The 24,788-nt window shown below is 35.2% G+C and carries 25 protein-coding genes; 16 read left to right on the forward strand and 9 right to left on the reverse strand.

Annotated features, from left to right (window positions below):
• The first annotated feature begins 75 nt into the window (after positions 1 to 75).
• Positions 76 to 579 (forward strand): hypothetical protein, encoded by a 504-nt coding sequence (locus tag GFS03_RS12040; protein WP_153424310.1) that lies wholly within the window; start codon positions 76 to 78, stop codon positions 577 to 579.
• Here the strand turns inward: GFS03_RS12040 and GFS03_RS12045 are convergent.
• Entirely contained in the window at positions 572 to 1,057 is a 486-nt protein-coding gene (locus GFS03_RS12045; RefSeq protein WP_153424311.1) for a MaoC family dehydratase, read from the reverse strand. The two genes, GFS03_RS12040 and GFS03_RS12045, sit on opposite strands and share 8 nt — an antisense overlap.
• Positions 1,058 to 1,420: 363 nt before the next feature.
• Between GFS03_RS12045 and GFS03_RS12050 the strand changes: the two genes are divergently transcribed.
• Positions 1,421 to 1,639 carry a hypothetical protein gene (locus GFS03_RS12050; protein WP_153424312.1) on the forward strand — a complete coding sequence of 73 codons (219 nt, stop codon included), beginning with the start codon at positions 1,421 to 1,423 and terminating at the stop codon, positions 1,637 to 1,639.
• Position 1,640: 1 nt separating this feature from the next.
• Here GFS03_RS12050 and GFS03_RS12055 read toward each other — a convergent pair whose 3' ends face one another.
• Positions 1,641 to 2,270, reverse strand: a complete 630-nt coding sequence (locus tag GFS03_RS12055; protein WP_153424313.1) for an MBL fold metallo-hydrolase — start codon at positions 2,268 to 2,270, stop codon at positions 1,641 to 1,643.
• A 64-nt stretch (positions 2,271 to 2,334) separates the two neighbouring features.
• On the opposite strand from GFS03_RS12055, the gene GFS03_RS12060 reads away from it, so the two are divergent.
• Together GFS03_RS12060 and GFS03_RS12065 are read left to right on the forward strand one after the other, a co-directional pair.
• Positions 2,335 to 3,237 (forward strand): (Fe-S)-binding protein, encoded by a 903-nt coding sequence (locus GFS03_RS12060; RefSeq protein WP_153424314.1) that lies wholly within the window; start codon positions 2,335 to 2,337, stop codon positions 3,235 to 3,237.
• Entirely contained in the window at positions 3,230 to 4,381 is a 1,152-nt protein-coding gene (locus tag GFS03_RS12065; RefSeq protein ID WP_153424315.1) for an LUD domain-containing protein, read from the forward strand. The genes GFS03_RS12060 and GFS03_RS12065 overlap by 8 nt, the downstream gene beginning before the upstream one ends.
• 24 nt (positions 4,382 to 4,405) lie before the next feature.
• Here the strand turns inward: GFS03_RS12065 and GFS03_RS12070 are convergent, their stop codons facing one another.
• Positions 4,406 to 5,869, reverse strand: coding sequence for an MFS transporter (locus GFS03_RS12070; RefSeq protein WP_153424316.1), 1,464 nt, complete (start codon positions 5,867 to 5,869; stop codon positions 4,406 to 4,408).
• Between the two features lie 474 nt (positions 5,870 to 6,343).
• Between GFS03_RS12070 and GFS03_RS12075 the strand changes: the two genes are divergently transcribed.
• The 3 genes from GFS03_RS12075 (at position 6,344) to GFS03_RS12085 (ending at position 9,156) form a co-directional block, all read left to right on the forward strand.
• On the forward strand, positions 6,344 to 6,589 hold the full coding sequence (locus GFS03_RS12075; RefSeq protein ID WP_153424317.1) for an AbrB/MazE/SpoVT family DNA-binding domain-containing protein: 246 nt from the start codon (positions 6,344 to 6,346) through the stop codon (positions 6,587 to 6,589).
• Entirely contained in the window at positions 6,567 to 6,968 is a 402-nt protein-coding gene (locus GFS03_RS12080) for a type II toxin-antitoxin system VapC family toxin (RefSeq protein WP_153424318.1), read from the forward strand. Before GFS03_RS12075 ends, GFS03_RS12080 begins: the two co-directional genes overlap by 23 nt.
• 238 nt (positions 6,969 to 7,206) lie before the next feature.
• Positions 7,207 to 9,156 (forward strand): Sip1-related alpha-galactosidase, encoded by a 1,950-nt coding sequence (locus tag GFS03_RS12085; protein ID WP_153424319.1) that lies wholly within the window; start codon positions 7,207 to 7,209, stop codon positions 9,154 to 9,156.
• 77 nt (positions 9,157 to 9,233) lie between these two features.
• On the opposite strand, the gene GFS03_RS12090 is transcribed toward GFS03_RS12085, so the two are convergent.
• Entirely contained in the window at positions 9,234 to 10,457 is a 1,224-nt protein-coding gene (locus GFS03_RS12090; protein ID WP_153424320.1) for an HD domain-containing protein, read from the reverse strand.
• 93 nt (positions 10,458 to 10,550) lie between these two features.
• Here GFS03_RS12090 and araD point away from each other — a divergent pair, with 93 nt between their 5' ends.
• Both araD and GFS03_RS12100 read left to right on the forward strand, forming a co-directional pair.
• The gene (araD, locus tag GFS03_RS12095) at positions 10,551 to 11,672 is read left to right on the forward strand and encodes an arabinonate dehydratase (RefSeq protein WP_153424321.1); all 1,122 of its coding nucleotides are present in this window, start codon (positions 10,551 to 10,553) and stop codon (positions 11,670 to 11,672) included.
• Positions 11,673 to 11,707: 35 nt separating this feature from the next.
• Complete coding sequence (locus tag GFS03_RS12100; RefSeq protein WP_153424322.1) at positions 11,708 to 13,042, forward strand: hypothetical protein; 1,335 nt, start codon at positions 11,708 to 11,710, stop codon at positions 13,040 to 13,042.
• Positions 13,043 to 13,046: 4 nt separating this feature from the next.
• On the opposite strand, the gene GFS03_RS12105 is transcribed toward GFS03_RS12100, so the two are convergent.
• Positions 13,047 to 14,348, reverse strand: a complete 1,302-nt coding sequence (locus GFS03_RS12105) for an MFS transporter (RefSeq protein ID WP_153424323.1) — start codon at positions 14,346 to 14,348, stop codon at positions 13,047 to 13,049.
• A 326-nt stretch (positions 14,349 to 14,674) separates the two neighbouring features.
• On the opposite strand from GFS03_RS12105, the gene GFS03_RS12110 reads away from it, so the two are divergent.
• Complete coding sequence (locus GFS03_RS12110; protein WP_153424595.1) at positions 14,675 to 16,093, forward strand: MFS transporter; 1,419 nt, start codon at positions 14,675 to 14,677, stop codon at positions 16,091 to 16,093.
• A gap of 25 nt (positions 16,094 to 16,118) precedes the next feature.
• Here the strand turns inward: GFS03_RS12110 and GFS03_RS12115 are convergent, their stop codons facing one another.
• The gene (locus GFS03_RS12115; protein WP_153424324.1) at positions 16,119 to 17,000 is read right to left on the reverse strand and encodes a fumarylacetoacetate hydrolase family protein; all 882 of its coding nucleotides are present in this window, start codon (positions 16,998 to 17,000) and stop codon (positions 16,119 to 16,121) included.
• A gap of 86 nt (positions 17,001 to 17,086) precedes the next feature.
• On the opposite strand from GFS03_RS12115, the gene aldhT reads away from it, so the two are divergent.
• The 6 genes from aldhT (at position 17,087) to GFS03_RS12145 (ending at position 23,190) form a co-directional block, all read left to right on the forward strand.
• Positions 17,087 to 18,523 carry a 2,5-dioxopentanoate dehydrogenase gene (gene aldhT / locus GFS03_RS12120; protein WP_153424325.1) on the forward strand — a complete coding sequence of 479 codons (1,437 nt, stop codon included), beginning with the start codon at positions 17,087 to 17,089 and terminating at the stop codon, positions 18,521 to 18,523.
• A gap of 82 nt (positions 18,524 to 18,605) precedes the next feature.
• The gene (gene pip, locus GFS03_RS12125) at positions 18,606 to 19,517 is read left to right on the forward strand and encodes a proline iminopeptidase (RefSeq protein ID WP_153424326.1); all 912 of its coding nucleotides are present in this window, start codon (positions 18,606 to 18,608) and stop codon (positions 19,515 to 19,517) included.
• A 142-nt stretch (positions 19,518 to 19,659) separates the two neighbouring features.
• Positions 19,660 to 20,340: a helix-turn-helix domain-containing protein gene (locus GFS03_RS12130; RefSeq protein ID WP_153424327.1), complete on the forward strand. Its 681-nt coding sequence runs from the start codon at positions 19,660 to 19,662 to the stop codon at positions 20,338 to 20,340.
• A gap of 590 nt (positions 20,341 to 20,930) precedes the next feature.
• The gene (fabG, locus tag GFS03_RS12135) at positions 20,931 to 21,689 is read left to right on the forward strand and encodes a 3-oxoacyl-ACP reductase FabG (RefSeq protein ID WP_153424328.1); all 759 of its coding nucleotides are present in this window, start codon (positions 20,931 to 20,933) and stop codon (positions 21,687 to 21,689) included.
• Entirely contained in the window at positions 21,686 to 22,843 is a 1,158-nt protein-coding gene (locus tag GFS03_RS12140) for a thiolase family protein (protein ID WP_153424329.1), read from the forward strand. Before fabG ends, GFS03_RS12140 begins: the two co-directional genes overlap by 4 nt.
• Positions 22,840 to 23,190 carry a Zn-ribbon domain-containing OB-fold protein gene (locus GFS03_RS12145; protein ID WP_153424330.1) on the forward strand — a complete coding sequence of 117 codons (351 nt, stop codon included), beginning with the start codon at positions 22,840 to 22,842 and terminating at the stop codon, positions 23,188 to 23,190. The genes GFS03_RS12140 and GFS03_RS12145 overlap by 4 nt, the downstream gene beginning before the upstream one ends.
• Here the strand turns inward: GFS03_RS12145 and GFS03_RS12150 are convergent, their stop codons facing one another.
• The 3 genes from GFS03_RS12150 to GFS03_RS12160 form a co-directional block, all read right to left on the reverse strand.
• A complete protein-coding gene (locus GFS03_RS12150) occupies positions 23,191 to 23,460 on the reverse strand; it encodes a hypothetical protein (protein ID WP_153424331.1) in 270 nt (89 codons plus the stop codon).
• A gap of 103 nt (positions 23,461 to 23,563) precedes the next feature.
• The gene (locus GFS03_RS12155; protein WP_153424332.1) at positions 23,564 to 24,088 is read right to left on the reverse strand and encodes a DUF998 domain-containing protein; all 525 of its coding nucleotides are present in this window, start codon (positions 24,086 to 24,088) and stop codon (positions 23,564 to 23,566) included.
• Positions 24,089 to 24,125: 37 nt separating this feature from the next.
• Positions 24,126 to 24,749 (reverse strand): class I SAM-dependent methyltransferase, encoded by a 624-nt coding sequence (locus GFS03_RS12160; protein ID WP_153424333.1) that lies wholly within the window; start codon positions 24,747 to 24,749, stop codon positions 24,126 to 24,128.
• Positions 24,750 to 24,788 lie beyond the last annotated feature (39 nt).

Raw genomic sequence — 24,788 nt, forward strand, 5'->3', positions numbered from 1 at the left:
GTTTTATCTTCTCTCATTGTTTCACGTTTTCGTTTTAATTGGAACTACTATATTTCAGAATAATGGTGTTAACTTATGAGAAAAGCTCAGTCAGAATATATCGGTTTTATAATTGCTATAATAATAATAGTATTAATTTTGGTCCCCTTGTTTTATATACTTAGTAACTACTCTGTGCCTTCGGCTAAACAACTAGATTACGTTCAAGTTCTTAAGAATCAAATAAATGGGGGTGGAATTCTAATATTCTTCAATTCTACTTATCCAAAAAGTTCCTCAGGTTCGGTTTGGGCTAATTCTACTCTCATTGTACTAAAGGGTGGTGCTAATTTTACGCTAACTGGCGTCTATTACATGAAGGGTAGTGTTATCTATAATGTCACCTCTAAAGTAATACCCTTCATAATATCTAATGGACAAGCACAGCCCCTTAATAACGAGCATCTTCCACAGCCCTTAATTTACAATTTCTCATTACCGGGCTACGTATGGAACTACTCTATTGTTCTTCAAATCAGTGGTTATAATGTTACAGTGTTTGCTCAAGTTTACCCCAATGAGACTGCTTTCACTAGCTAGACCATTTTGTCCCTCTTTTCCTTACCATAAATACTCTATCAAACTCTATGAGTTTCTCTCCTTTTTGATTATATCCATAAGTCCTTATCTTGACTATTCCGAAATCCGGTCTACTTTTAGATTCCCTAACTTCAATGACCTCAGCCTCAGCGTAAATAGTGTCACCGGAAAATACTGGGTGTAAAAACTTTACGTTCTCTATTCCCAGCATAAATCCATTTTGGCTTGTTTGCTCAACTAATAGTCCAGCTACGATTGAGAGTGTTAGGAAGCCATTCACAACTAGTCTACCGTTAAAAGGTTCACCAGGGAAGTACTTTTCTGTATAGTCCTTGTTAAAGTGAATTTGGTTAGAATTATTTGTTAAAAGTGTAAACCAAATATTATCAACGTCTGTTATTGTTCTCCCAACTTTGCTTTTGAACTTTTGACCAACTTTGAAATCCTCAAAGAATGGTCCACTCTCTTCTTGGCTCATAATTATAAGAATCGGTTTAAGCTTTTAAGTATTTTAGGGAAGAGATGATCTTACATAGAGAATTCCTAGCTGTGAATGCAATGGAGGCATAATATATGAATTTATAACTCTTTCTCTCCTTACATTTAGTTAATTTCTTGAGTATTTTTTACGTTTAACTACTATATTTTCAATTAATGGGAAGATATACAGTTTCTGTTTGTGAAGCCTTTTAGCCTTTTGCAAAAATTCATGAAGTCCACAAAGTAACGTTCATAACAACTCTCTTAAATATCAGCGAAAATTTAACAACTCCACAAAGCACGGCTTCTTAGCATATCTTACTAATAAATGGTTATATAACAGCTCATAATATATAGAGTTATGGAAAGTGAGGTTAGAAAACTACTAGATAAGGCAGAAAAGCTAGTTGAGGAGTGTGTTAATTGTTCATCTGAGGATTGTGATGAGTGTGAAGAAGCGGAAAGGCTTCTTGACGAAATAAGGGAGAAGGTTCAATCAATACAAGATAAAAAGGTTGCTAGGAGGCTAACAGTAGTTTTAGACGATCTGGAGAATAAGTTAGAGAACAAGTTGGGTTGATTTACGGTAATATATCCATAGTGAGGAACGGGTTTTTTATTTTCTCATATCCCAACACTGTAAATGGACCGTGACCGGGATAGACTATTATTTCATCTTGTAATTTCTTTAATCTCTCTAAACTTTCTCTCAATAATTTCTCAGATCCACCTAAGTCTGTTCTACCAACTGTTCCGTAAAATAGCGTATCACCCGTAAAGATATATCCATTAGCTATGATACAAATACTCCCCATTGTGTGTCCTGGGGTTTCAATAATTTTTAACTTTTCTCCTCCTAGTTCTATTTCATCTCCCTCCTTTACGTAACCATCTGGTTTTACCACATCTGAAATTGATAGGTTAAGGAATGATTGGGCCATACTGCTTGCTCTCTTTAACAAGCCTAGGTCCTTTTCGTTAATTAGAAAAACTGAGGAAGGGAACTCGCTTTTCATTTGGTTTACTCCCATGACGTGGTCGAAGTGGCCATGTGTTGCTATAACATACTTTATGTTAATCTTCTCTTTTCTTACAGTTTGTATTAGTTCACTCATATCTCCTCCAGGATCTATTACTACCCCTTCCTTTTCGGCTATTATTAGGTAAGAGTTTGTTGCAAGTGGTCCAGTAATGAAATTTTTAACAATCATTATATATAATCTTACACACGTTAGGATAAAAACTTATTATATGAGGAGTTGATAATTCAATTTAATGATAGACGAAGATCAGCTCAATTTCATTAAAAAGAACTTAATGAAGTATTTAATGGAAGATTACCTCCCATTTCCAGTGAATAAAAGTGTTTGCCACGAATGGGCTAATGGTTTAAATATAAGGAAAGGAGGTGCTACAATAATTTACACTGGCTGTTCTTATCAATTAGCTGAGTTAGGAAAGAAATTTGACGAAGTTTTGCCTACTTTATCTAAGTTTAAAGGTGTGGAAAAGTTTTCGTCATTTCTAAAGGTCTTCTATAAGCCTAAGGATACGCGTTCGTATAAGATATTGAGGAATATCGCTTCAATCCTAAAGTCCAGCAATGTTGATTTCGGTTATTTATATGAGGATGAGCCCTATAGTGGAACAATCCTATTGGAAATGGGCATGATGGATGAATTCAAGGAATATGCTAAGAAATTAGTTCAACTTTTTGATTCTTACGGCGTGAAGAGAATAATAACTGTAGATCCTCATACTCACTATACGCTCTATAGGATAAAGGAAATGAACTCTTCATCATGGAATGTGGAAATTGTAAACTACTTCGAACTCATTAAAAACGTCAAGGTAAAGGGGGAGGGGACTTTTGTATTTCACGATTCATGTCTTTATTCGAGGTTTCTAGGGATGAGGAATTCCATTAGAGAAGTGATTAAAAACAGTGGAATAGTATTGAAGGAGGATGAGATGGTGACTGGTAAGGAGACATCAATGTGTTGTGGAGGTCCTTTGGCTCCAATAAATAAGGAGATTAGTGATAAGATAGCGAGGAATAGGGCTGAGGCTTTAAAAAGTGTTCACAACAAGGTTCTCTTAGCTTGTCCATTCTGTTACGCTAATCTTTCTCCTTATGTGGAAGCTTATGATTTCGCAGAGGTGGTAAGTGGTGAGTGATTGGGATATTGCAATAAAGAGGGGTGTAGAGCATAACGTTCCTAGGGTATTTAAGGTATTGAGAGAACATCCATATTTAGAGGATCTAGCTAGGAAGGTTAGAGAGGGAAAATTAGAGGTTCTTAGTAATCTAGATTATTACATAGAGATGACCATGAAGTCAGTGGAGAGGATTGGGGGTAAGGCGTATTTTGCGGAAAACGCTGAACAGGCTAGGGAAATTGTCGGTAAAATTGTAGGTAGTGGCAAGAGGGTGGTTATGGGAAAGTCAATGGTTGCGTATGAGACGGGAATTAGGAAGTATTTACAGTCAATAGGAAATGAGGTTTGGGAGACTGACTTAGGTGAATTGCTTATACAATTAGCTGACGAGCCTCCATCACATATAATTGCCCCCGCTGTACATATGACTAGGGAGAGAATAAGGGAGTTACTAAAGGAGAAATTGGGAGTAGATCCAGGGGATAAACATGAGGATATTGTTAAAGTTGCTAGGGAATTCTTGAGACAAAAGTTCTTGACAGCTGATATAGGAATTACTGGGGCTAATGCAGTAGCTGCAGATGCAGGGTCTATTGTTTTAGTGGAGAATGAGGGTAATATAAGGATGAGTAGTGTAGTTCCTCCAGTCCACATATCAATTACTGGCGTGGAGAAGATTTTACCAAATTTAGAGTATGCAATTTACGAAGCCTTAGTTCAGGCAGCTTATGCTGGTCTATATCCTCCAACTTACATAAACGTTACTTCTGGACCTTCATCAACTGGTGATGTTGAGCAAAAGAGGGTATCTCCAGCTCATGGCCCAAAGGAGTTTCACTTAATTTTAGTTGATAATGGTAGAAGAAAGGCTAATGAGGATCCAGTATTGAGGGAAGCGTTACTTTGTATAAGATGTGGCAGATGTCATTTTCATTGTCCAGTTTATAGGGCTTTAGATGGTAAATGGGGCGATCCTCCCTATTCTGGCCCAATGGGTGCAATGTGGAGTGGTGTAGTTTATAACGATTATAAGCCGGCTTTGCTTTGCTCTCATGCTGGTAACTGTAGGGAAGTATGTCCTATGAAAATAAATATTCCTAAGGTATTAGAATATTTGAAAAGTAAGTACTTTATGATGAAGGCTGGGACAAGGGAAAGGTGACGAGGTAAAAAGTTATCTTGCTGATTATTCTTGTGACACTATAGTTCCTCTTATTTTTATATCCCTTGTCATGCTCCCTATTATAACCATCATTAAACCGGCTACTGATGCTATAAAGAACGTGAGTTGGAATGCGTAATCGGATGGAAGTTGAACTGGTAAAAACGTTTCTTGTCCATTTATCGTCATTGGATATACTAAATATTGATAGTAAGTTGATAATAGAGATCCAGCAATTGATGGTCCAAAAGCTCCCCCGATTAGTCTAAATACCGTATTCATTCCAGTCGCAATTCCTAATACTCTTCTTTCAACTGAAAATGTTAGGATGTTTATTAATACAACGTTAAGCATTGCAGCTCCTAACGTGGCTAAGGAGGAAAGTATTATTATTGTTGCAAGACTATTTGAGGATCCTCCTATTGCTAGTAAACCTAAAATGAAATAGAAGAACGATAAAATTATGGATGAAATTACTACTATGAATTTAGTACCAGTTCTCAGTATAAGTCTAGAGGATAATAGGGCTCCTATCATTTGCATTAATGATACGGGCCACATTAGTAGTCCAGTGGTGAGAATATCTAGGTTGAATCCTACTGGATTCGGAAGTTCAAGGAGATAAGTTATTGCTTGATATGCCATGAAGATACCAAACCCTGCTACAAACGCGGCTATATTCGCAGCTAATACGTTCTTTTCCCTTAACAAGTTTATTGAAATTAATGGAAATGGAGCCCTAATTTCGTATAATATAAATCCAAAGAAGAAGAATATTCCTATAAGTACTGTTGTTAAAAAGTCAAGGGATAACCAACCCCAAGTAGGAGCCTCTGAAAGTGCTATTGTCATTAATGCCAAAGAGAGTCCTAATATTAAAGCGCCTATGTAATCGATTTTAGTGTTTGGATTAGTGTACTTGCTTTCTCTAATTTCCCTAGATGTTAAATAAGTTAGTAATATTACAAACGGTATTATAAAGTGGTAATTATATTGCCATCCTAAATCTTGAGCTACTGTTGCAGCTATTGGCAAACTTATTGCTGAGCCTATACCGAACATTGCGCTTACAATACCTTGGGCTCTTGGGACTAAATGTGGAGGAAATTCTTCCCTTATTAGGCTAAACGCTAGTGGAAACATTCCTAATCCAATTCCTTGAATTGTTCTGAAAATTATAAACAATGTAAAGTTTGGTGCGAATCCATCGAATGTAACAGCAATTGTGTAGATTATCATTACGTAAACTAATATACGTTTCTTCCCGTAAATGTCACCTAGTTTTCCTACAATTGGATTTGAAATAACTCCACTAACTAGATATGCAGTTAAAACCCAACTTACAGTTGCCGTATTTACGTTGAAGTCGTTCGCAATTGTGGGTAAAGATGGTATTAGCATTGCTTCAGTGTACATTACTGCAATCGCTATTGGAGCTAGGATAAACAGTGCTCTGTAAGCGTATCTCAGATCGTAATTATCGGACATTAAGATATATCTTTTTGAGTAATTTATAAACTTTATTTCATTGGCTTTTAACTTTATGGAGTTAGAGTGGAAAGTCCTCTTCCATAACGGTAGACCCAAGATCACCCCCTTAAAAATAAATCTACAGTATTACTAAGCGTTTTCTCTAATTTAACTAAAAATACTCTATATTGAATATATTATTAGTAAGTGAGAGAATGGATAAAAGCCTGAAATCCTCCTTCTTCACGTTACTCTTGAACAAGGTGAAGAGGGAATAGAGGAGCATTGCCAATAAGAAGGTCAACGTGCGAAACGCGAACTTTGTCGAACTGGTGTACAGAGAGGACTTTTCAACTTTGTGAGGATGCCTTTCTCACACTAATAACTCTTAAACGAAATTGCATAAATTATAAGGGTCAAAAGATAAGAATGAGTTAAACTTTTAACTAGCGCTAAGTTAAACATTTATACTTACAATTTAACATTTACTCCGTGGAAAGACATAAAGTGAAGGTTTATAAAAAAGGAATAATAGTTATTCCTAAGGAAATAAGGGAAAAGCTTGGAATAAAAGAGGGAGATATAATAGAATTAGTCGTTAATGGAGATAAGATAAGTATAGAAAAGCCTTTGACACTTTTGGACCTTTTTGGAATAGACGGAGATGATGCTTTAGAAATTGCTAAGGAGATAGTTAAGGAAAGGAGGAAAGAAGTTGAGAGAGAAATACGTTCTTGATGCAGGACCTCTATCTTTATTATTTGCCGGAAGAAAAGAAATTAAAAAGTATTTTGAAGAAATTTATACTGGCAATGCGATAATCTATATGAGTGAAGTAAATTTAGCTGAATTTCTATATATTTATATTTTAAAGAAGGGAAAAGATGTTGCGTTAGCTAGACATAGATACATTAGAAATTCTCCAATTAAAGTAATATATCCCAATGAAAGAATAACTGAAAATGCTGCTTTATTGAAGAGTAAATATTCTTATTTATCACTAGCTGATGCATTTCTAATAGCTACAGCAAAGGAAGTCAAAGGGAAAGTTATTACTACTGACGAAGACATAGAAAAGACTAAAGAAGTTGAAACAATAAAAATTCCTTTAGATTAAAGTTGACTAATTGAATGTATTTGAGAGTATAACCATTAAACTACGAACTATATTTCTGCTTTAAACTACACTAAAATTATCTAAAATTGTATATGTATCTTTCCTTGTAATTGAATTTAGTGCACATCATATCGCATGAAATATTATAGTGGTGATAATTTTCTATTTCTTGTCAACTTCGACAACGTTATGAGCGTTATAGTGTAAAGTACTTTTATACATAAGATGAATCAATATTATGATGATTTGGATAGAAGACGAGAATGGAAATAGACATCAGTGTGATAGTAACGGAAATTGCGAAAACTTAGCAATAGTTAAGGTTAATGTGAAAGAGTATGATAATGACGGTAAAATATACAGCGTTGAGGCAAAGTCGTTTGTCAAACTATCTAAATTTCCCATTACATTTAAGCTTAACCTGAAGACTGATCAGATTCTCTCATTAACTACTCAACAAATTTATTCTGAGATATATGGAAAGGCCTTTGCGTACTACAATCAATTAGCAATTGACATCGAACCTGTGACTGAACCTCCCAAAGAGGTAAAGTATGAGACTAAAAGCCTCGATCATGAGAAGTACATAAGGACATATCCATGCTGGCTCTATCCTGTCATTAACAATATTCCAGAGTATACTGTTTTCACGTTGATTAAGAGCGGAAATTCATATCAAGCACTATTCACACTTTCCAATAATTACGTTACAGCATATCTTTTTGGAGACTCAGTTAGACTCTACACTGGTTTTAATACTGATGAAATTAAGAGGAGCTATTTCCTCTCTGTAGGTACTTCAGATAATCCATACAAGGCTATTGAGAACGCAATAAACATTGCGTCAAAAGAAACTTTTACTTTCAAATTGAGAAAGGAAAAGGGATTTCCTGACAAAGTGATGAATGGATTAGGATGGTGTAGTTGGAACGCATTTCTAACAAAAGATCTGAATGAGGAGAATCTGATTAAAGTTGTAAAGGGAATAATCGAAAGGGGGCTAAGGTTAAATTGGGTAGTAATAGATGATGGTTGGCAAGACCAAAATAACGATAGAGCGATAAGGAGTCTAAACCCAGATAATAAGAAGTTCCCAAATGGGTTTAAAAATACTGTAAGAGCGTTAAAGTTACTAGGTGTTAAATATGTTGGCTTATGGCATGCTATAAATGCACATTGGGGAGGGATGTCTCAAGAATTAATGAAATCGCTCAACGTTAATGGACATTTCACCAATTTTCTCAATAGTTATGTACCCCCTCCAGATCTTGAGAGTGCAATAAATTTCTATAAGGAGTTTGATGGAAACATCTTAAAGGATTTCGATCTTGTTAAGGTTGATAATCAATGGATAATTCACGCGATATATGATGGGTTTCCAATAGGTTTGGCTAGTAGAAACATTCAACTTGCTTTGCAATATTCAGTAGGTAAGGATGTTATAAACTGTATGTCGATGAATCCAGAAAATTATTGTAACTACTTTTATAGTAATGTGATGAGGAATTCTATTGATTACGTACCATTCTGGAAAGATGGTACAAAACTTCACATTATGTTCAATGCGTACAACTCCTTACTAACATCTCATATAGTTTATCCAGACTGCGACATGTTTATGTCTTATGACCCTTACGCAAAGGTTCACTTAGTTGCAAGGGTTTTTAGCGGAGGGCCAATTTATATTACGGATAGACATCCAGAAAAGACAAACATTGAATTGCTGAAAATGGCAGTCCTTCCAAATGGTGAAGTTATTAGAGTTGATGAGCCGGCTTTAGTAACTGAGGATTTATTGTTTAAAGATCCACTAAAGGAAAGGGTTTTGTTGAAGCTCAAAAGTAAGGTCAAAGAATATAACGCTATTGCTTTCTTTAATCTAAACAGTGAAGAGGTAGAGGAAGAATATAATAATTATGAGGATTATTACTATTATAAGGTATTTTCTGCGGAATTCGGAGTAGGTAACTTTAAGGTTAGGCTAAAAGAACTTGACACTGAAATTGTTATTACTTTTCCGAAAAGTAACAAAGTTATAGGTTTAAGAGAATACATTTTACCACCATTTACTGTGATAACGAGCAATAATGTAGTAATTCCTAAGGCAGATGGCACACTATTATATGTTAAAGACTCTAAGCTAAATGAAGTTAAGGTAAGGGAAGGAATTCCAGTTATTATAGAATAAGGAAGATTTTCTTTCCTTAATATAATTTCTATTCTAACTGAATAGATTATCTCTAACGCTTATGAGGGAGTTGACCCTTAAGGAGAGCATTCTCGTAAAATATCAAGGATTTTTTTCATTCTATCTTCTGCGCTTTCGTGATACCCTACTATACCCTTTTTAATAATACTTAAAGATGAGACAATTTTAGATTCGTTACTCAATGGTCTTATTTCATCGTCATCGTAAACGAATATTTCATCTTCACTATATGGTACATCGTAGAAATCGTGATATAATATTAATCCATTATTCTCTCTCATTATCTCGTTTATCTCACTTCTCTTCTTCTCTAGCGTTTCATAACATTTACCCGTTATATCCTTTTTGTATCTCTTAAAGCCCTTTCTGTAAACTATTGCGTCGAAGAATTCCTTCCCAGCCTCATTCAATTTAGAAATAATTAGAACGTCATTCAGCTTTAAGTAATTTTCAGGTATGATATTAGGTATAAGATTTTTTTGTATCAATTTAGCTATCGCGTGAGATAACACAGCGTTATATAATCCTACCACACTATGAAAATAAATTGTCTCATACATGTACATCCTAGCCAAGAGGAATTGTTCAACAACTGGTATAGCTTTTTTCAATACTGCTAACTTTCCATTAACGTAAATTAATGATCTCTTAATCCTTTCGATATCGAAGTTTCCGTATCCCACACCAGCGAAATAAGAATCCCTCAGCAAGTAATCTCCCCTATCTGCATCTAATGGACTTGAAATTATTTGTGAGGCTAAGCTTTCCTCTTTAGTCTTTGGAGTAGACGATATCACCCTTTGTACGAAATTCACAACATCATAATTCTTAGACAGTTTATCAAGATAATTACCCAAGTGATAGTCTATAACTCTATTCCCAAATATCACATGAGTTTTCTTTCCATAATATTCTACATCAATCCCATACACTTCCTTAGTTAAGGATAATGCGTTTTCAAAAGTGTGAGAAAAGGGTAGATGTCCTATGTCATGAAGTAAACCAGCTAAACCTACTAATTTCAAATACTCATCATTAACAAAATCTAAATCAGTGTATTGTTCAGAATTTATCTTAATGTACTTGGTAAGTTCCTTGGCTAAGTGCATTACTCCTAAACTATGTTCAAACCTAGTATGTCTCATTCCCGGATACACTAAGTAGGCTAATCCAGTTTGTGTAACGTATCTTAACCTCTGAAATATTTCAGTAGAAATAATTGATAATACAAAATCCTCAACCTCAATATAACCATGAATTGGATCTCTTATAATCTTCATTAAAAATAAATTCGCAAAAGTACTTATTAACTTCACTTAAACTTTACCTTGTTAGGATTCATGTTTATAAGTATAAAATGGCCTCTTACTATTATGATAAAAAATATCAGAACGTATAAGTTATGTTACGAAGGAATAAACGATGAAAAGGATGCTTTAGCAATTAAAGGTTTAGCAGAGCATCCCATGGAGATTGTAGTAACTGAAATCGAGACTTCCGATGGTTACGTAGGTTATGGTGAGTCATTAGCATATGGCTGTTCTGATGTAGTTCAAGTCATGATAGAGAAAGTATTGAAACCGTTGCTTCTTAAAGAAGATGAGGAACTCATAGAATACTTATGGGATAAAATGTATAAAGCTACTCTAAGGTTCGGAAGAAGAGGAATAGCCATAGCTGGAATTAGTGGAGTAGATACCGCCCTATGGGACATAATGGGAAAGAAGGCAAAGAAACCAATTTATAAGTTACTTGGGGGAAGTAAAACGAAAGTAAGGGCTTACATAACTGGCGGTTACTATTCGGAAAAGAAAGATCTTGAAAAACTTAAGGATGAGGAAGCGTACTACGTTAAAATGGGATTTAAGGGAATTAAGGTAAAAATCGGTGCGAAAAGTATGGAGGAAGATATCGAGAGGCTTAAGGTAATTAGGGAAGTAGTTGGAGAAGAAGTCAAAATAGCCGTTGACGCTAACAACGTTTATACATTTGAAGAAGCCTTAGAGATGGGAAGAAAATTAGAGAAGTTGGGTATCTGGTTCTTTGAAGAACCAATTCAAACTGATTATCTTGATTTAAGTGCAAGACTTGCAGAGGAGTTGGAAGTTCCAATTGCTGGTTACGAAACTGCTTATACCAGATGGGAATTTTACGAAATAATGAGAAAGAGAGCAGTCGATATTGTACAAACTGATGTAATGTGGACGGGTGGAATATCTGAAATGATGAAAATAGGTAATATGGCAAAGGTAATGGGATATCCGTTAATTCCACATTATTCAGCGGGAGGTATATCGCTTATTGGTAATTTGCATGTTGCAGCGGCATTAAATTCACCTTGGATAGAGATGCACCTAAGGAAAAATGACTTAAGAGACAAAATATTCAAGGAAAGCATAGAAATTGACAATGGCCACCTTGTCGTTCCCGATAGACCGGGATTAGGTTATACGATTAGAGAGGGAGTTTTGGAAGAGTACAAATGCAAGTCATGAATTATTTTTTATCCCAATAATTAGAACTTTCTATCATGGAGAGAATAGGAGATTTACTTTCTAACCTTCCTACGGATTATGCTAAGGCATTAATTCAAATACTAACTGCTGATAATTGGAATAGACTAGATAGAGACGTTAACTTCTATCAGTTAGGTTTGGGTATAGGAAAAGTTGCAAATAGAATTAATAAGGAGACACTAAAGGTGCTCGTTAAGTCCTGTGAATATTATCAAAGCTTATGTAGAGGAATAGCGAGAGGAATGGATGGAATCGAATTAGACAAGGATTTAGTACTATATTTAGGAAATTTGAGCCCAATTATGGCAATGGAATTATTAGCGAATCTAGAACTTTACAAATATCCAGACATTATGAAGATGTTAGCTGTCAACGTCGCTCAATTAAAGCATATTCCAAATGTGGGGAGTAATATTGCAAGGCAATTCGATAAATTACCTTTTGAGATAAGGAAGCAGATATTAGATATATTTAAGGATAATTCAATGTTCCTCTATGAGTTTTTGCAATCAGTCAACCTAAACAAGGTAGATAACATTGAAAACTTCTTGAACAAAATTAAGGAAGTTGACGAGATAATAGGTTATAGATTTTATGAAGTTAACGATAAAATAAAGGAAAAATTACTCAATTTTCCAAGTATTAGCGTAGGAGTAGGGAAAGGCTTTCAAAACTTGTCATATCACTGGAAGATGAAGGTTATGGAAAAAGTTAAAAGGGATAAGGAATTCGCTAAAGGCTTTCTATCATCGATTGATTTGTCTTTATTAGAAGATGAATTCTTGGACATAATAATTAAGATAGGTGAAAATGATTTGGAATTATCCAGAGTTTTAGGTAGAAATTTTGGAAATTCTCTGCCATCTTTGACTGAGGATTTAAAAAGTCTTGCTTTTAACATGGCTCAACGAAATCCCGATTTCGCACGCGGGTTCGGGGAAGGTATAAGTGAATCTTTAGGGAGTTTCATTGGTTTCATCAGAGGTAAGGTTTATGAATTAAAGAAGGAAGATCAAGAAAAGGTTCTGGATTTAGCCTTATCTAACGATAACTTCGCTAATGGGCTTCTAACTACATTCAATGCAATATTCTTTTTTGACAATAAAGATAAGGTATTAGAGTTGATGATTAAGCATCAAGAATATTTACAATCATTTATAGAACAAATTGGAAGAAGAATAAATGATTTTGATCTATTCAAACTTCTCTCTTTAAATAGTAAGTTAACATTAGAACTAGGTAAAATATTATGCAGAAACTTCATTTACTTAAGCAAGAAAAATAAGGAACTTGTATTGGAGTGGCTATCAAAAAATATTGAACTGAGAGAGGGATTCTTACAATGTTGAACTTCTACTCCATTTCCTTCCCTTTAGTCTCTTTGAGTACAGCTATCGCAATTAGCGATATAGTGAAGTAAGCCGCGAATACCGCACCAAATGCCCACCAATTCCCTAAATAGTTCTCTCCTACTAGATCGGCAACAATTATCGGTGCTAGCCCGCCAGAAAATGGTGCTGCCATGTGATAAGATAATCCAGTTCCAGAATACCTATATTTCGTAGGGAAATTCTCAGCAAAGAAAGCTGGAATAATAGCGTAAGATCCTAGTATTGCTATTACCATCAGTACTTGTGATAGAAGTACTAGTGGAAATGATTTTGAAAATAGCAGTAGAACATACGGAAAACTAAAGGCTAAACCAAATCCAAAGGCTATCATCATTCCTAGTCTTCTCCCTATCTTATCGCCTAAAATTCCAAATAATATCGTTACGAATATACCTATCACCGCAGAGATCGTCACACTTAAGAGGCCGAGAGTCTTTGGGAAACCTATTCCAGAGAGAAAGGTTACTGAATACACCGAATATAAATAGAAGCCAGCATTTTGAGCCGCCCATGAAGCTGCTAATAAGAGTATTTTACTCCAGTATTTCCTCCAAACTTCTATGGATGGTACTTTCGACACCTCTCCTTTTTCTATTACTCTTTCAAATAATGGACTCTCCAGTAATGCTAACCTTATAACTATACCTATTACCGCCGCTATGCCTCCTATCCAAAAAGCTATTCTCCATCCGTAATTCGACAAAGCTAGAGGTGAACTACTAGGAAATAGTGCGAAAAGACCTAATATTCCTGTAGCCCATAATAAGCCTATGGGAACACCTTGTTGAACCCAACTTCCCCAAAATGCTCTCCATCTTGATTTAGAAGCGTATTCAGTTAACCAAGTAGTAGCTCCTCCCCATTCACCCCCAACTCCAATACCTTGCAGAATTCTACTGATTGTAGCTATCGTTAAGGCCAGAAAACCTATTTGCGAATACCCCGGTAGTAAACCTATAATCCCAGTTCCTATACCCATTAGTATTAAATCCCACAGCAGTCCCGTTCTCCTACCTAACTTATCTCCTAAATGTCCAAATATCATCGCACCTATTGGTCTTGCTACAAATCCCACAGCGTATGTGGAAAGGGATACTAGCAGAGCAGTTAGTGGAGAGTAGGACGGTGGAAAAAACAGTTTAGGGAATATTAGTGAGGCCGCATATCCGTACAAGAAGAAATCGTACCACTCTATAGTAGTACCTAGGAAAGTACCTACAGCTACCTTAATTATTTGTCCAGTACTTATTTCCTTTCCTCCCATAAGAGTTTTTTTCCTTCCCTTATTAATAAAGTTTACTATTAACTATAAATATGTAATTATACAATATATATTTAAATCAATCCATTCAAAATATAGTCAAAAATAGTAAGATATAAGTCTAATCAAGTTTATTTATGATAGATAACTCTAAATTTGAGTAAGTTTAAGTAGCAAGTTTATCTCATTAGACAAGAAGTTAATGAACAGATCTACTCCCTTATAAAAACCATGCTAGGTCTCTGTAAAAATAAAGTATATTAAGAATCTTTACCAGTAAAGCTATCTATTTAAATATTTCCTTAATGATAATTTACTTTGAGGAGGGTATGTCACAGTACTCCAAAGAGGAGATAGATAGGGGTATCAAAAAAATATATGACACAGTCTTGAATACAAAAAATATAACCGCAAGGTATATAGTAATTTTAGCATTAGCTAGTCTCTGGCTAGATGCCTATGATTTCGCGAGTATGACATTCGGTACTGCATCCCTCAAAAACACTTTCCCTTCTGTATCCCCTATTCTAATTTCACTAGCAATAGGTGCAGTACAGTTAGGAGCGATTATAGGTGCTGTTGTTGGCGGTTGGCTGAACGATCGTATCGGTAGGAGAAATATGTTCATACTTAATATGATACTATTTACAGGAATGGCTATTCTGGGAGGATTATCTACTGACATTACTGAGTTAACGATCTTCAGAGGACTTTTAGGTTTCGCGTTAGGGGCTGATACTGCAACAGGTTTTGCATACATTTTTGAGTATTTAGAGAAAAAACAAAGACTATTTTGGTCGAATCTGTGGCAACTACAATGGTATATCATGTACGAGGTTACCATAGGTTTAATAGTGGTCCCATTCTTCTTTACAGTTCATTCATTAACATCTCCCTTATTATGGAGGATCATTATGATAGTTGGAGGTGTTTTAGCTTTAGTAATATTACTACTGAGAAGCAGGATACCAGAGTCAGTATTGTGGATAGCTTACCAGGGTAAATTAGCTACCGCTAAGAAAATATTAAAAGAGACCTACGGAATCGATTTGCCAGATGTCCCAGACGTGGATGTGCAATTAAGGGCACCAGCTAGAGGATTCAAAAGTGCATTTAGTATATTTAGAGCGAGTAAATGGAGAGAGTTGGTTTATTCCTTTAATGGTAACTTTGAGCAATCATTCATATTCTATACATTTGGCTTTTATGTACCTTATATATTATTGGCGCTAAAATTGGTAGGACCACTTGCCTCAATAGCGGCTTCAGCTTTTCTATATGCTGGAGGCGTAATAGGTGGTTATTTAACAGCATGGTTAACACCTAGAATTGGAACCAAATCACAATATGTAATAGGAGCAGTAGGTGAAGGAATTTCAGTAGGGTTGATCGCGCTCACGTATATTTATCACTTACCATTAATATACTTCGTTGTGTTCTCTTTCCTATTTTACTTCTTCCATGTCATAGGTCCAGCAAGTCAAGGTATGACATCCATAAACGCGTTCTATGGAGCAAAAGAAAGGGGTACCGCTGCTGGATGGGGATATTTCTGGGTTAAGCTGGCCGCGTTTATAGGTTTGCTAATAGGAATACTTGGAATAACTTACAATCCAGTAAATCTAACATTAGGATTAGCTGTTTACGGTATCTTAACTGGCATAATAGGTCTAATTATAGGCTATGATGCTAGGAGTTATAAGCTAGCAGACGTGGAGGAATTAGAAGAAGAAAAAACAGTTAAATAAATAAAAGGAATGTTTTTTCAAAAACCTATCTTTTTCCTCTCTTTATAACTGGAGTTATTAAGGTTCCTATATTGCTTATACTTATCTCAACTACGTCTCCATCTTTAAGTCCTTTATCTCTTCCCGGAACGATTGCTGTCCCTGTAGTTAGAATTGTCCCATCTGGTATAGGGTTATCCCTAATTAAATATTGGATTTGCTCCTCAATTTTCCTCCTCATTTTGCTTGTATTTACTGAACCTTCAAAAAATACTTTACCTCCTCTCATAATTTTCAAGGTGATATCAAGGCTATATGGATTCTTAATCTCATCTGGGGTAACTATCACTGGCCCAAAGGCACAACAACCTGCATATATTTTAGATTGCGGTAAGTATAAGGGATTTTCAGCCTCTAAATCTCTAGCAGAAACGTCATCCATTATGGTGTACCCTAAAATTGTACCGTTGGAGTTAAGTACTACGGCCAATTCAGGTTCGGGTAGTGTCCACTCAGAATCGCTCCTTACTGCTATGGCCTCGCCATGTCCTACGCATCTATTTGGAGTAGCCTTAAAGAATATTTCTGGTCTAATAGCATCATACACTGTTTCATATATTGTCTTACCTAATATTTTGGCTACGTTCTCTTCGGAGTATCTCTCCCTAGCCATTTCGTACGATATTCCAGATCCCCAAACTTCAGGAGGCTCAATTGGTTTAGTTATTCTAATATCGTTAACTTGGAAGTTCTTTAGCAACGACTGATAATCTATTCCAGTAACCTTATCTCCCAATATCTCCTTATTTTCAGCATATCTCATTAGAGCCTTGATCGGATCCTCATCTAACCTTATTATTGTATTATTATCTAATATTGCGTAACTTATATAATACCCTCTTTTTACAACTCTAAATAATTTCATCATGATAAAAATGCATTTAGCATATAATAAAGTTGGTAGTAAACATGTTAGCATACCAAAATAAAAACCATTAAGGTGATATAGCTAATATGAAATCTTATCAAGAATTAGCTGACAAGTGGATTAAAGGGAGTGGGGAAGAATACCTTGATATTAATCCGGCTGACAAGGACCACGTACTAGCTAAAATTAGAACATACACAAAAGATGACGTCAAGGAGGCAATAAACAAAGCTGTAGCTAAATTTGACGAATGGTCGAAAACCCCAGCACCCAAGAGAGGTGCAATATTACTTAAGGCAGGAGAATTAATGGAACAAGAAGCTCAAGAATTCGCATTATTGATGACGTTAGAGGAGGGTAAGACCCTAAAGGATAGTATGTTCGAAGTAGTTAGGAGTTATAATTTGCTGAAATTTTATGGAGCGTTAGCATTTAAAATATCTGGAAAAACGCTTCCTTCAGCAGATCCTAATACTAGAATATTCACGGTAAAGGAACCCTTAGGTGTAGTTGCCTTAATTACTCCGTGGAATTTCCCATTATCAATACCAGTATGGAAATTAGCCCCAGCTCTAGCAGCAGGTAACACTGCAATAATAAAACCAGCGTCAAAAACGCCATTAATGGTAGCCAAATTGATAGACGTATTATCTAAAGCCGGATTACCTGAGGGTGTTGTAAATCTAGTAGTTGGTAAAGGAAGTGAGGTCGGAGATACTATAGTAAGTGATGAAAATATAGCCGCAGTCTCATTTACTGGATCGACTGAGGTAGGTAAGAGAATTTACAAACTTGTAGGAAACAAAAACAGAATGACAAGAATTCAACTAGAACTAGGAGGTAAAAACGCGCTATATGTGGATAAGAGTGCAGATTTAGCGTTAGCCGCTGAATTAGCCGTAAGAGGAGGATTTGGACTAACAGGTCAATCATGTACTGCAACTAGTAGGTTAATAGTTCACAAGGATGTGTATGGCCAATTTAAACAAAGACTAATTGAAAGAGTTAAAAGGTGGAGAGTAGGGCCGGGTACTGAAGACGTTGATATGGGTCCAGTTGTGGATGAGAGCCAATTTAAGAAAGACTTAGAGTATATAGAATATGGAAAGAATGCCGGAGCAAAATTAGTTTATGGTGGAAATACAATACCGGGAAAGGGATATTTCCTAGAGCCTACGATTTTCGAAGGAGTCACACCAGATATGAGATTATTCAAGGAGGAGATATTCGGTCCAGTATTAAGTGTAACTGAAGCTAAGGATTTAGATGAGGCCATAAGGCTAGTTAATGCTGTAGATTACGGACACACAGCTGGAATAGTTGCAAGCGATATTAAGGCGATTAACGAGTTTATCAGCAGAGTAGAGGCAGGAGTTATAAAGGTTAATAAACCTACAGTTGGATTAGAATTACAAGCACCATTTGGTGGTTTTAAGAATTCTGGAGCTACTACTTGGAAAGAGATGGGAGAAGAGGCTCTAGAGTTTTACCTTAAGGAGAAGACGGTATACGAAGGTTGGTAATCAATTCTTTTGCTCATTTACTCTTTAAGTTCAAAGTTATAAGTCAAGACTTTTTATTATCTTATCACTCCTAATTATAATTATGGAAGGTCATTTTATAAATGTTGAAGAAGGTTATAAGAAGATCTTTGGAATAAACATCTACTATAAGTTGTATAGAGTAAAAGGTAGTAATAGGAATTTAGTCACTCTACATGGTGGGCCTGGAGGTTCTCATGACTACCTAATACCTCTAGCTGACTTGTCAAATTATGGAATTAACGTCTTATTTTACGATCAATTCGGTTGTGGTAGGTCCGATGATCCTAAAGATATTTCTGATTACAATATAGATCATGGCGTAGAGGAGTTAGAAGAGCTTAGAAAGCAAATTTTCGGAAATGAGAAGATTGTATTATTGGGTCACTCTTACGGGGGAGCGTTAGCAATTGCTTATGCGCTCAAGTATCAGCAATTCTTGAAAGGTCTTATTATAAGTAGTGGGCTGTCGAGCGTTCCCTATACCGTTAAAGAGATGAGAAGATTAATCGAGGAATTGCCAGATAAGTACAAGACAATTATAAAGAAATATGAGAGTTTGGGTGATTTTAAAAACCCGGAATATTTAGAGGCAGTAAATTTCTTCTATAGTCGTCATTTATTAAGACTTAAGGAAATGCCTGAACCAGTTAAAAGGACCTTTGAATTTATAGAGAAGAGGAGGACATATGAAATAATGAATGGTCCAAACGAGTTTACGATCGTTGGAACAATAAAGGATTGGGACGTTACTGATCAGCTATACAAAATAACTGTTCCTACTCTAATAACTGTTGGGAAGTATGATGAAGTAACAGTTAATGTAGCTCAGCTGATACATGAAAATATTAAGGGATCCAGACTTATTATTTTCGAGAACAGTTCCCATATGGCCATGTGGGAGGAAAGGGATAAATACCTTGAAGTTATTAAGGAGTTTATTGATAAGGTATATTCATCTAATATGGTCAAGTGATCCTTCTTTTTAATAATAATGAAATTTTTCATTAAAATCAGTAGCGAGTTAATGTAGTTGATATGGCTATCTTCTTCTCCAGAACAATACTACAATAATAAAAATATAAGTATATTAAGCTCTGTAGACATATCAAGATTTGATGCAAGTTTATAAAGTCAAGCTTGACCTTAAACACGATTCGTGTTGGACTTATAAAACGTCTGATTTCAAAGTAAAGGCTGAGGTAAAATATCTCTTCCCACTTATAACTAAGAATTCAATTTTCGAAATAGCTGAGATTTACTCAGATTATAAAAATGAACTTTCAGATTTCATATCTACAATTAGTAGGAGATATGGTAATAATATAAAAGTAGCCAACATAGATAGGCCAAGATCTAGCAAAGTGGCCTTATTGTATTATTTTAAAAACTTTGATAACTCAGTTACAAGGGTAATGATAGAAAACAATGCAGTAATAACGAATTTATCAATAAGTAATGGAATAGAAGAATGGTATGCGTATTTCTTCGGAGAGGAAGAGGAGATTCTTTCAAATATCTCACATGATCTGAAAAGAATAGACGTTAAAGTAGAAAATATTGATATGGAAAAAACTAAAGTAAATGATATAAAGAATGATCTAGTTATAATTAACTCCCTAACTCCTACAGAAAGGGAAATACTTGCGACTGCAATTAGGCTAGGATTCTTCGAATACCCTAAAAGAGTCAGATTAGAAGAATTGGCTGAGATGTTCGGAGTAACTAAGGTAACTTTAGATAGGCATATAAGAAATGGATTAAGGAAAATTTTAAGTCAATTGTTTATAAACTCCTAATAATTTGTTCTAAAATTTAAAGACGTTTTTTATATAATCTTTAGTGAGGTATACTCTTCTTATACTTTCCTAATAATCTTTAATCCTAATTACAAATGTTTAAACGTAAGTAGTAATCCTGGTCGCTCAAGGAAAACTGCGTCTAGCTTATTATAGTACTTTACGTAAATTTGCCTCAAATCCTTAAATACTAACATAGATTCTCTTCAAGAAGATTTAAGTAATCGTAAATACACCAAGCGTAAATAGTATAAATACATCCTTACTTATATTGTAAAAATTAAACGTTATATACTATACTTTATTTTCAGGAAATCGTTACTTATTATATCAAAATTAGAAATTAGCAAAGATGAAGTCGGAGTGATTACTGTGTATGCAGATAGTACCTTAAATGTTTATAAGTTCTCAAGTTTAGTGAGTTACGCTGACTTTCTTCTTGTCTAAAAGAGTGAGATTTCGGTTTTATTGTAACCTTGTCTCTACATTATATTTGCGTAAATTTTTGACTTTCTCTCAATCTTAATGATTTCTTACCTCACTATTTGTAAAGTCTAAGGCTTTAATACCTTTCTCACCTTTTTTCTTATATGCGTAAATTCTGCGATTTAAGCGGAAGGATAGCCATTATAACTGGAGGTGCTAGTGGAATAGGGAGAGCTATAGCCTTCAAGATGGCGAGTCTGGGAGCTACTATAATTTTAGGTGATGTAAAATTGGAGGAACTTAAAAACGTCGCAAGCGAAATTACTCAGCAGACTGGTTCTAAAGTAGTTCCCCTTTATGTAAACGTTGGGGATTTCAATTCAGCTAAGGAATTCTATCAGAAAGCCATAGAGATCCTAGGAGTAGATTATGTAGATATCTTAGTAAACAACGCTGGTATAAATAGGGACGCTTTATTTGTTAAGATGACTTTTGAGCAGTGGGATGAGGTAATGAAGGTTGATCTATATAGTATGTTCAATATGACTAAACAAGTTGTTGATGGAATGATAAAGAGAAACTACGGAAGAATAATAAACATGTCGTCAATGAGTTGGTTGGGAAATATTGGACAGGCAAATTATTCAGCAGCTAAAGCTGGCGTTCTAGGCTTTACGAAAACTCTAGCAAGGGAGTTGGCTAAATATAACATAACCGTAAACGCCATAACTCCAGGTTTCATTGATACTCCAATGACGAGGGCAGTTCCAGAGAAGGTTAGGCAGAAGATAATAGAAAGGATACCAATGGGTAGAGTTGGTAGTCCAGAAGAGGTTGCTAATCTAATAGCTTTCCTATCCTCTGAAGAAGCATCCTACATAACAGGAGAGGTAATAGGTGTTACCGGGGGTTTAGTGTTATGATTGCTGGTTTTGCCAGTAGTCTTTATAAAAAGTATGAAGGATCAACCTTTGAATTATTAGCTGATACAGTATTTTCAGCATTAGAAATTGCAGGTTTGGATAAGAATTACGTAGATGGGATTTATCTCACATATCTGCCAGGTACCTTTGATGGTTATGTTAATTCCCATTTTTTCACAAACCAAGTAGCTCAATATCTTGGAATAAGACCTAAATTTGCCCAGATCTTTGACTATGGAGGAGCCTCTGCCTTAAGTATGATATATAGGGCATATAAGACGATTAAGAGTGGAGAAGGTGAAACAATATTATGCATCGTAGGTGGAAAGGGTTCAGAGTTAAGAAGTAAAGGAGTTACTGTGGATGCAATAGACAAAGCATACCCTGACGTATCTCTAACACCATTTGATAGACTTTTCAGAGGACTCAATGATCTAAACCCAGTATCAGATTACGCATTAGTAGCTACCAGACATAAGTATCTCTTTAAGAGTACGGATGAACAAAGGGCCTTAATAGCTGTTAGGCAAAGGTTTAACGCGATGCAAAATAGTAAAGCTATGTTTAGAGATCCGTTAACTATAGAACAAGTGTTGAAGTCTCCCCTAATATCTTATCCTTTACATCTTCTAGAGATAGTTTACCCTATAGATGGTTTTCACGTTTTTGTGGTAAGTAAAAGAAATAGTAAGTCAGCCCTAAGAAACATAGATATTTTAGGATACGGAGAAGCTCACTGGCCTTTTATGCCTACAGAGTTAGATGAGATAGTATATACTCCAGCTATTGAGAGTTCTAAGGGATTATTGAACGGAAAGATAGATGCTTTTGAACTTTACGATTCTTTTACCATAACTGTTATGCTACAAGTTGAGGATATTGGTTTAGCAGAGAAAGGTAAGGGAGGCTTGTTCTTTGAAAATCACGATACTACTTTCAAGGGTGATGTTCCTATCAATACTGGGGGAGGTAGTTTGAATACTGGTCAACCGGCTTACATGAGTGGTGGAGTTATTTTAGAAGAAGCATTGCTTCAATTAAACGATATGGCTGATGGTCATCAAGTTAAGGGAGCTGACGTTATATTCCTAAATGGAATTGGAGGGTGGAATAGGTCTCATTCGGTATCTATAGTATTAGGTGAGAAGGAATGAGGCTAGAAGAAATATATTCCGCTTATGATAAGATAGTACAGAGCGGATATTTACCATATATTAGATGTAAGAAATGTACACATACTTTCTTCTACGTTAGGCATTGCTGTCCTAAATGTGGTTCAAGAGATTTAGAGGTTCTAAGAAGTGAGGGAATAGGTAAAGTTTTCTCTTGGACTAAGATATTTAGGAAGAATGATACTTCTATATACGGTATCGTGGAATTAGAGGAAGGATTTAAGGTATATTGTAATTTTACAAGTGACGTGGAGATAGGTGATAATGTAAGAGTTAAAATTGACTCCTTAGGAGATGGTAAGTATAAACTATTAGCATATAAGCTTTAGCTAAATATATTCAAGTTTTATTATCATTTTATCTTTAAAATTAATTATGTATAGATCTCCTTTTTCTGTTACCACGTCGCATTCTGATCTTTCCTTAATACACTTAATCCACATACCTTCAAAGTTAGTTCCCTCCTTCACTGTTGTTTTAGAAATTGATTGGAAAGTATTGCTTTCAGAAAAATTTGCTGCTTTCCTCACACTAACTTTAAATCCCCTAATTGAAGGATTTTGCAATATGCTTTTTATATCCTCAAGTTTGAAACTCATTTCAAATCTAAATTTCTTATAAGAGAATATAAAGCTTATCTTGTTAACATTTTTACTTTAAAATAGTTAATAGTATTCTAAATAATAATTTCTATATCTACAATTAACGTGTTAAATAGGTCGCGAAGCTTATCCCCCATATTATTTCTGGATAGACTATCATTCTCTCCAAACCGCCTGGTCCTAAAGGTCCATAATCTTTGAGAATATATAGGATCAGTGAAGCTAATGTTACTAAACCCAATATAGTCCAAAAATAATTCCTCTTAATGGAAGTAACTATGGCCCCTATCCCTCCGAAAAGAAAAGTTATTAATGCCGCAATCAAATGTGGTAGTCCAGTATTCTCCGGGAATATACCTACTAATGTTGCCCCTATCCCTACTAAAAAGATTATTGGGGAATAATTTGCCCTTAGCAATATTGATGCTATGATAACTAATAGTCCCATTACGATTATTGATGTGTTGAATATTACTGCAGTTCTTCCAACTCCTAAGTCACTAATATAATTATATTTGACCGAGTAATTTTGATATAAGATTTCTGATATTATAAAAAATAGCAAAAATTGCGATACACCTACTAATATGAGATAACCAGATGCTTTAGTTCTATTAAGAATCATCAGTATTTTTTGTACATTATTAAACTTAAATATTTATCTATTTCCAACTCTTAATTATAATCCCAAGACCTCCAGCCTCGTTTGTTAACTTATATAATTTTACGCCTTTCTGTTTAGCGAAGTAATAAGGAGCTTTAGTGAAATCTAGGTTATCTATAAGCAACACTCCACCATTTCTCAAGTAGTCCCACACGATATTTAGTTCAAATGTTACGTTCTCAAACGTATGCTCGCTATCGTGAAGGAAAATATCAACCTTACCTAACCTCTTTAATAGATCAGGCAAGATATCTCTGCTCCTTCCGATATATAACTTCCATTTACTCCTTAACTGTTCTTGTACTAGAAATCCTACTTGCTTTCCATTCTCCAAAGTCTCCCTTACATCAATGGAGTATAGCGTACCCTTCTCTAAAGCAGAGAGGATTATTGTACTTGATACACCTGGAGCAACACCAGTTTCAATTACTATGTCTGGATTGTAGTATTTTATTATAGAATATAGAATATACCTCTTGGTTTCGCTTAGTGCGTATCTAAAATCGTTCCCTAGAGCCCTCTTAATCTCATTGTTTATTTCTTCAGCTTCATCCCAGTACTTGTTGAGATCCACATTAAATATTTCCTTTAGAGCTTTGGATATCGATTCCGAGTTCCTCATACTGATATTTATCTTTAATGATGATTATAAAGATAACTA

The organism is Sulfolobus sp. E5-1-F (genome assembly GCF_009601705.1).
Taxonomy (GTDB): Archaea; Thermoproteota; Thermoprotei_A; order Sulfolobales; family Sulfolobaceae; genus Saccharolobus.

What these genes read in the sequence shown, in the direction of transcription:
- GFS03_RS12040 (WP_153424310.1), top strand. Translation starts at nt 76, where the DNA reads ATGAGAAAAGCTCAGTCAGAATATATCGGTTTTATAATTGCTATAATA.
- GFS03_RS12045 (WP_153424311.1), bottom strand. Translation starts at nt 1,057, where the DNA reads ATGAGCCAAGAAGAGAGTGGACCATTCTTTGAGGATTTCAAAGTTGGT.
- GFS03_RS12050 (WP_153424312.1), top strand. Translation starts at nt 1,421, where the DNA reads ATGGAAAGTGAGGTTAGAAAACTACTAGATAAGGCAGAAAAGCTAGTT.
- GFS03_RS12055 (WP_153424313.1), bottom strand. Translation starts at nt 2,270, where the DNA reads ATGATTGTTAAAAATTTCATTACTGGACCACTTGCAACAAACTCTTAC.
- GFS03_RS12060 (WP_153424314.1), top strand. Translation starts at nt 2,335, where the DNA reads ATGATAGACGAAGATCAGCTCAATTTCATTAAAAAGAACTTAATGAAG.
- GFS03_RS12070 (WP_153424316.1), bottom strand. Translation starts at nt 5,869, where the DNA reads ATGTCCGATAATTACGATCTGAGATACGCTTACAGAGCACTGTTTATC.
- GFS03_RS12085 (WP_153424319.1), top strand. Translation starts at nt 7,207, where the DNA reads ATGATGATTTGGATAGAAGACGAGAATGGAAATAGACATCAGTGTGAT.
- GFS03_RS12090 (WP_153424320.1), bottom strand. Translation starts at nt 10,457, where the DNA reads ATGAAGATTATAAGAGATCCAATTCATGGTTATATTGAGGTTGAGGAT.
- araD (WP_153424321.1), top strand. Translation starts at nt 10,551, where the DNA reads ATGATAAAAAATATCAGAACGTATAAGTTATGTTACGAAGGAATAAAC.
- GFS03_RS12100 (WP_153424322.1), top strand. Translation starts at nt 11,708, where the DNA reads ATGGAGAGAATAGGAGATTTACTTTCTAACCTTCCTACGGATTATGCT.
- GFS03_RS12105 (WP_153424323.1), bottom strand. Translation starts at nt 14,348, where the DNA reads ATGGGAGGAAAGGAAATAAGTACTGGACAAATAATTAAGGTAGCTGTA.
- GFS03_RS12110 (WP_153424595.1), top strand. Translation starts at nt 14,675, where the DNA reads ATGTCACAGTACTCCAAAGAGGAGATAGATAGGGGTATCAAAAAAATA.
- GFS03_RS12115 (WP_153424324.1), bottom strand. Translation starts at nt 17,000, where the DNA reads ATGATGAAATTATTTAGAGTTGTAAAAAGAGGGTATTATATAAGTTAC.
- aldhT (WP_153424325.1), top strand. Translation starts at nt 17,087, where the DNA reads ATGAAATCTTATCAAGAATTAGCTGACAAGTGGATTAAAGGGAGTGGG.
- pip (WP_153424326.1), top strand. Translation starts at nt 18,606, where the DNA reads ATGGAAGGTCATTTTATAAATGTTGAAGAAGGTTATAAGAAGATCTTT.
- GFS03_RS12130 (WP_153424327.1), top strand. Translation starts at nt 19,660, where the DNA reads ATGCAAGTTTATAAAGTCAAGCTTGACCTTAAACACGATTCGTGTTGG.
- fabG (WP_153424328.1), top strand. Translation starts at nt 20,931, where the DNA reads ATGCGTAAATTCTGCGATTTAAGCGGAAGGATAGCCATTATAACTGGA.
- GFS03_RS12140 (WP_153424329.1), top strand. Translation starts at nt 21,686, where the DNA reads ATGATTGCTGGTTTTGCCAGTAGTCTTTATAAAAAGTATGAAGGATCA.
- GFS03_RS12145 (WP_153424330.1), top strand. Translation starts at nt 22,840, where the DNA reads ATGAGGCTAGAAGAAATATATTCCGCTTATGATAAGATAGTACAGAGC.
- GFS03_RS12150 (WP_153424331.1), bottom strand. Translation starts at nt 23,460, where the DNA reads ATGAGTTTCAAACTTGAGGATATAAAAAGCATATTGCAAAATCCTTCA.
- GFS03_RS12155 (WP_153424332.1), bottom strand. Translation starts at nt 24,088, where the DNA reads ATGATTCTTAATAGAACTAAAGCATCTGGTTATCTCATATTAGTAGGT.
- GFS03_RS12160 (WP_153424333.1), bottom strand. Translation starts at nt 24,749, where the DNA reads ATGAGGAACTCGGAATCGATATCCAAAGCTCTAAAGGAAATATTTAAT.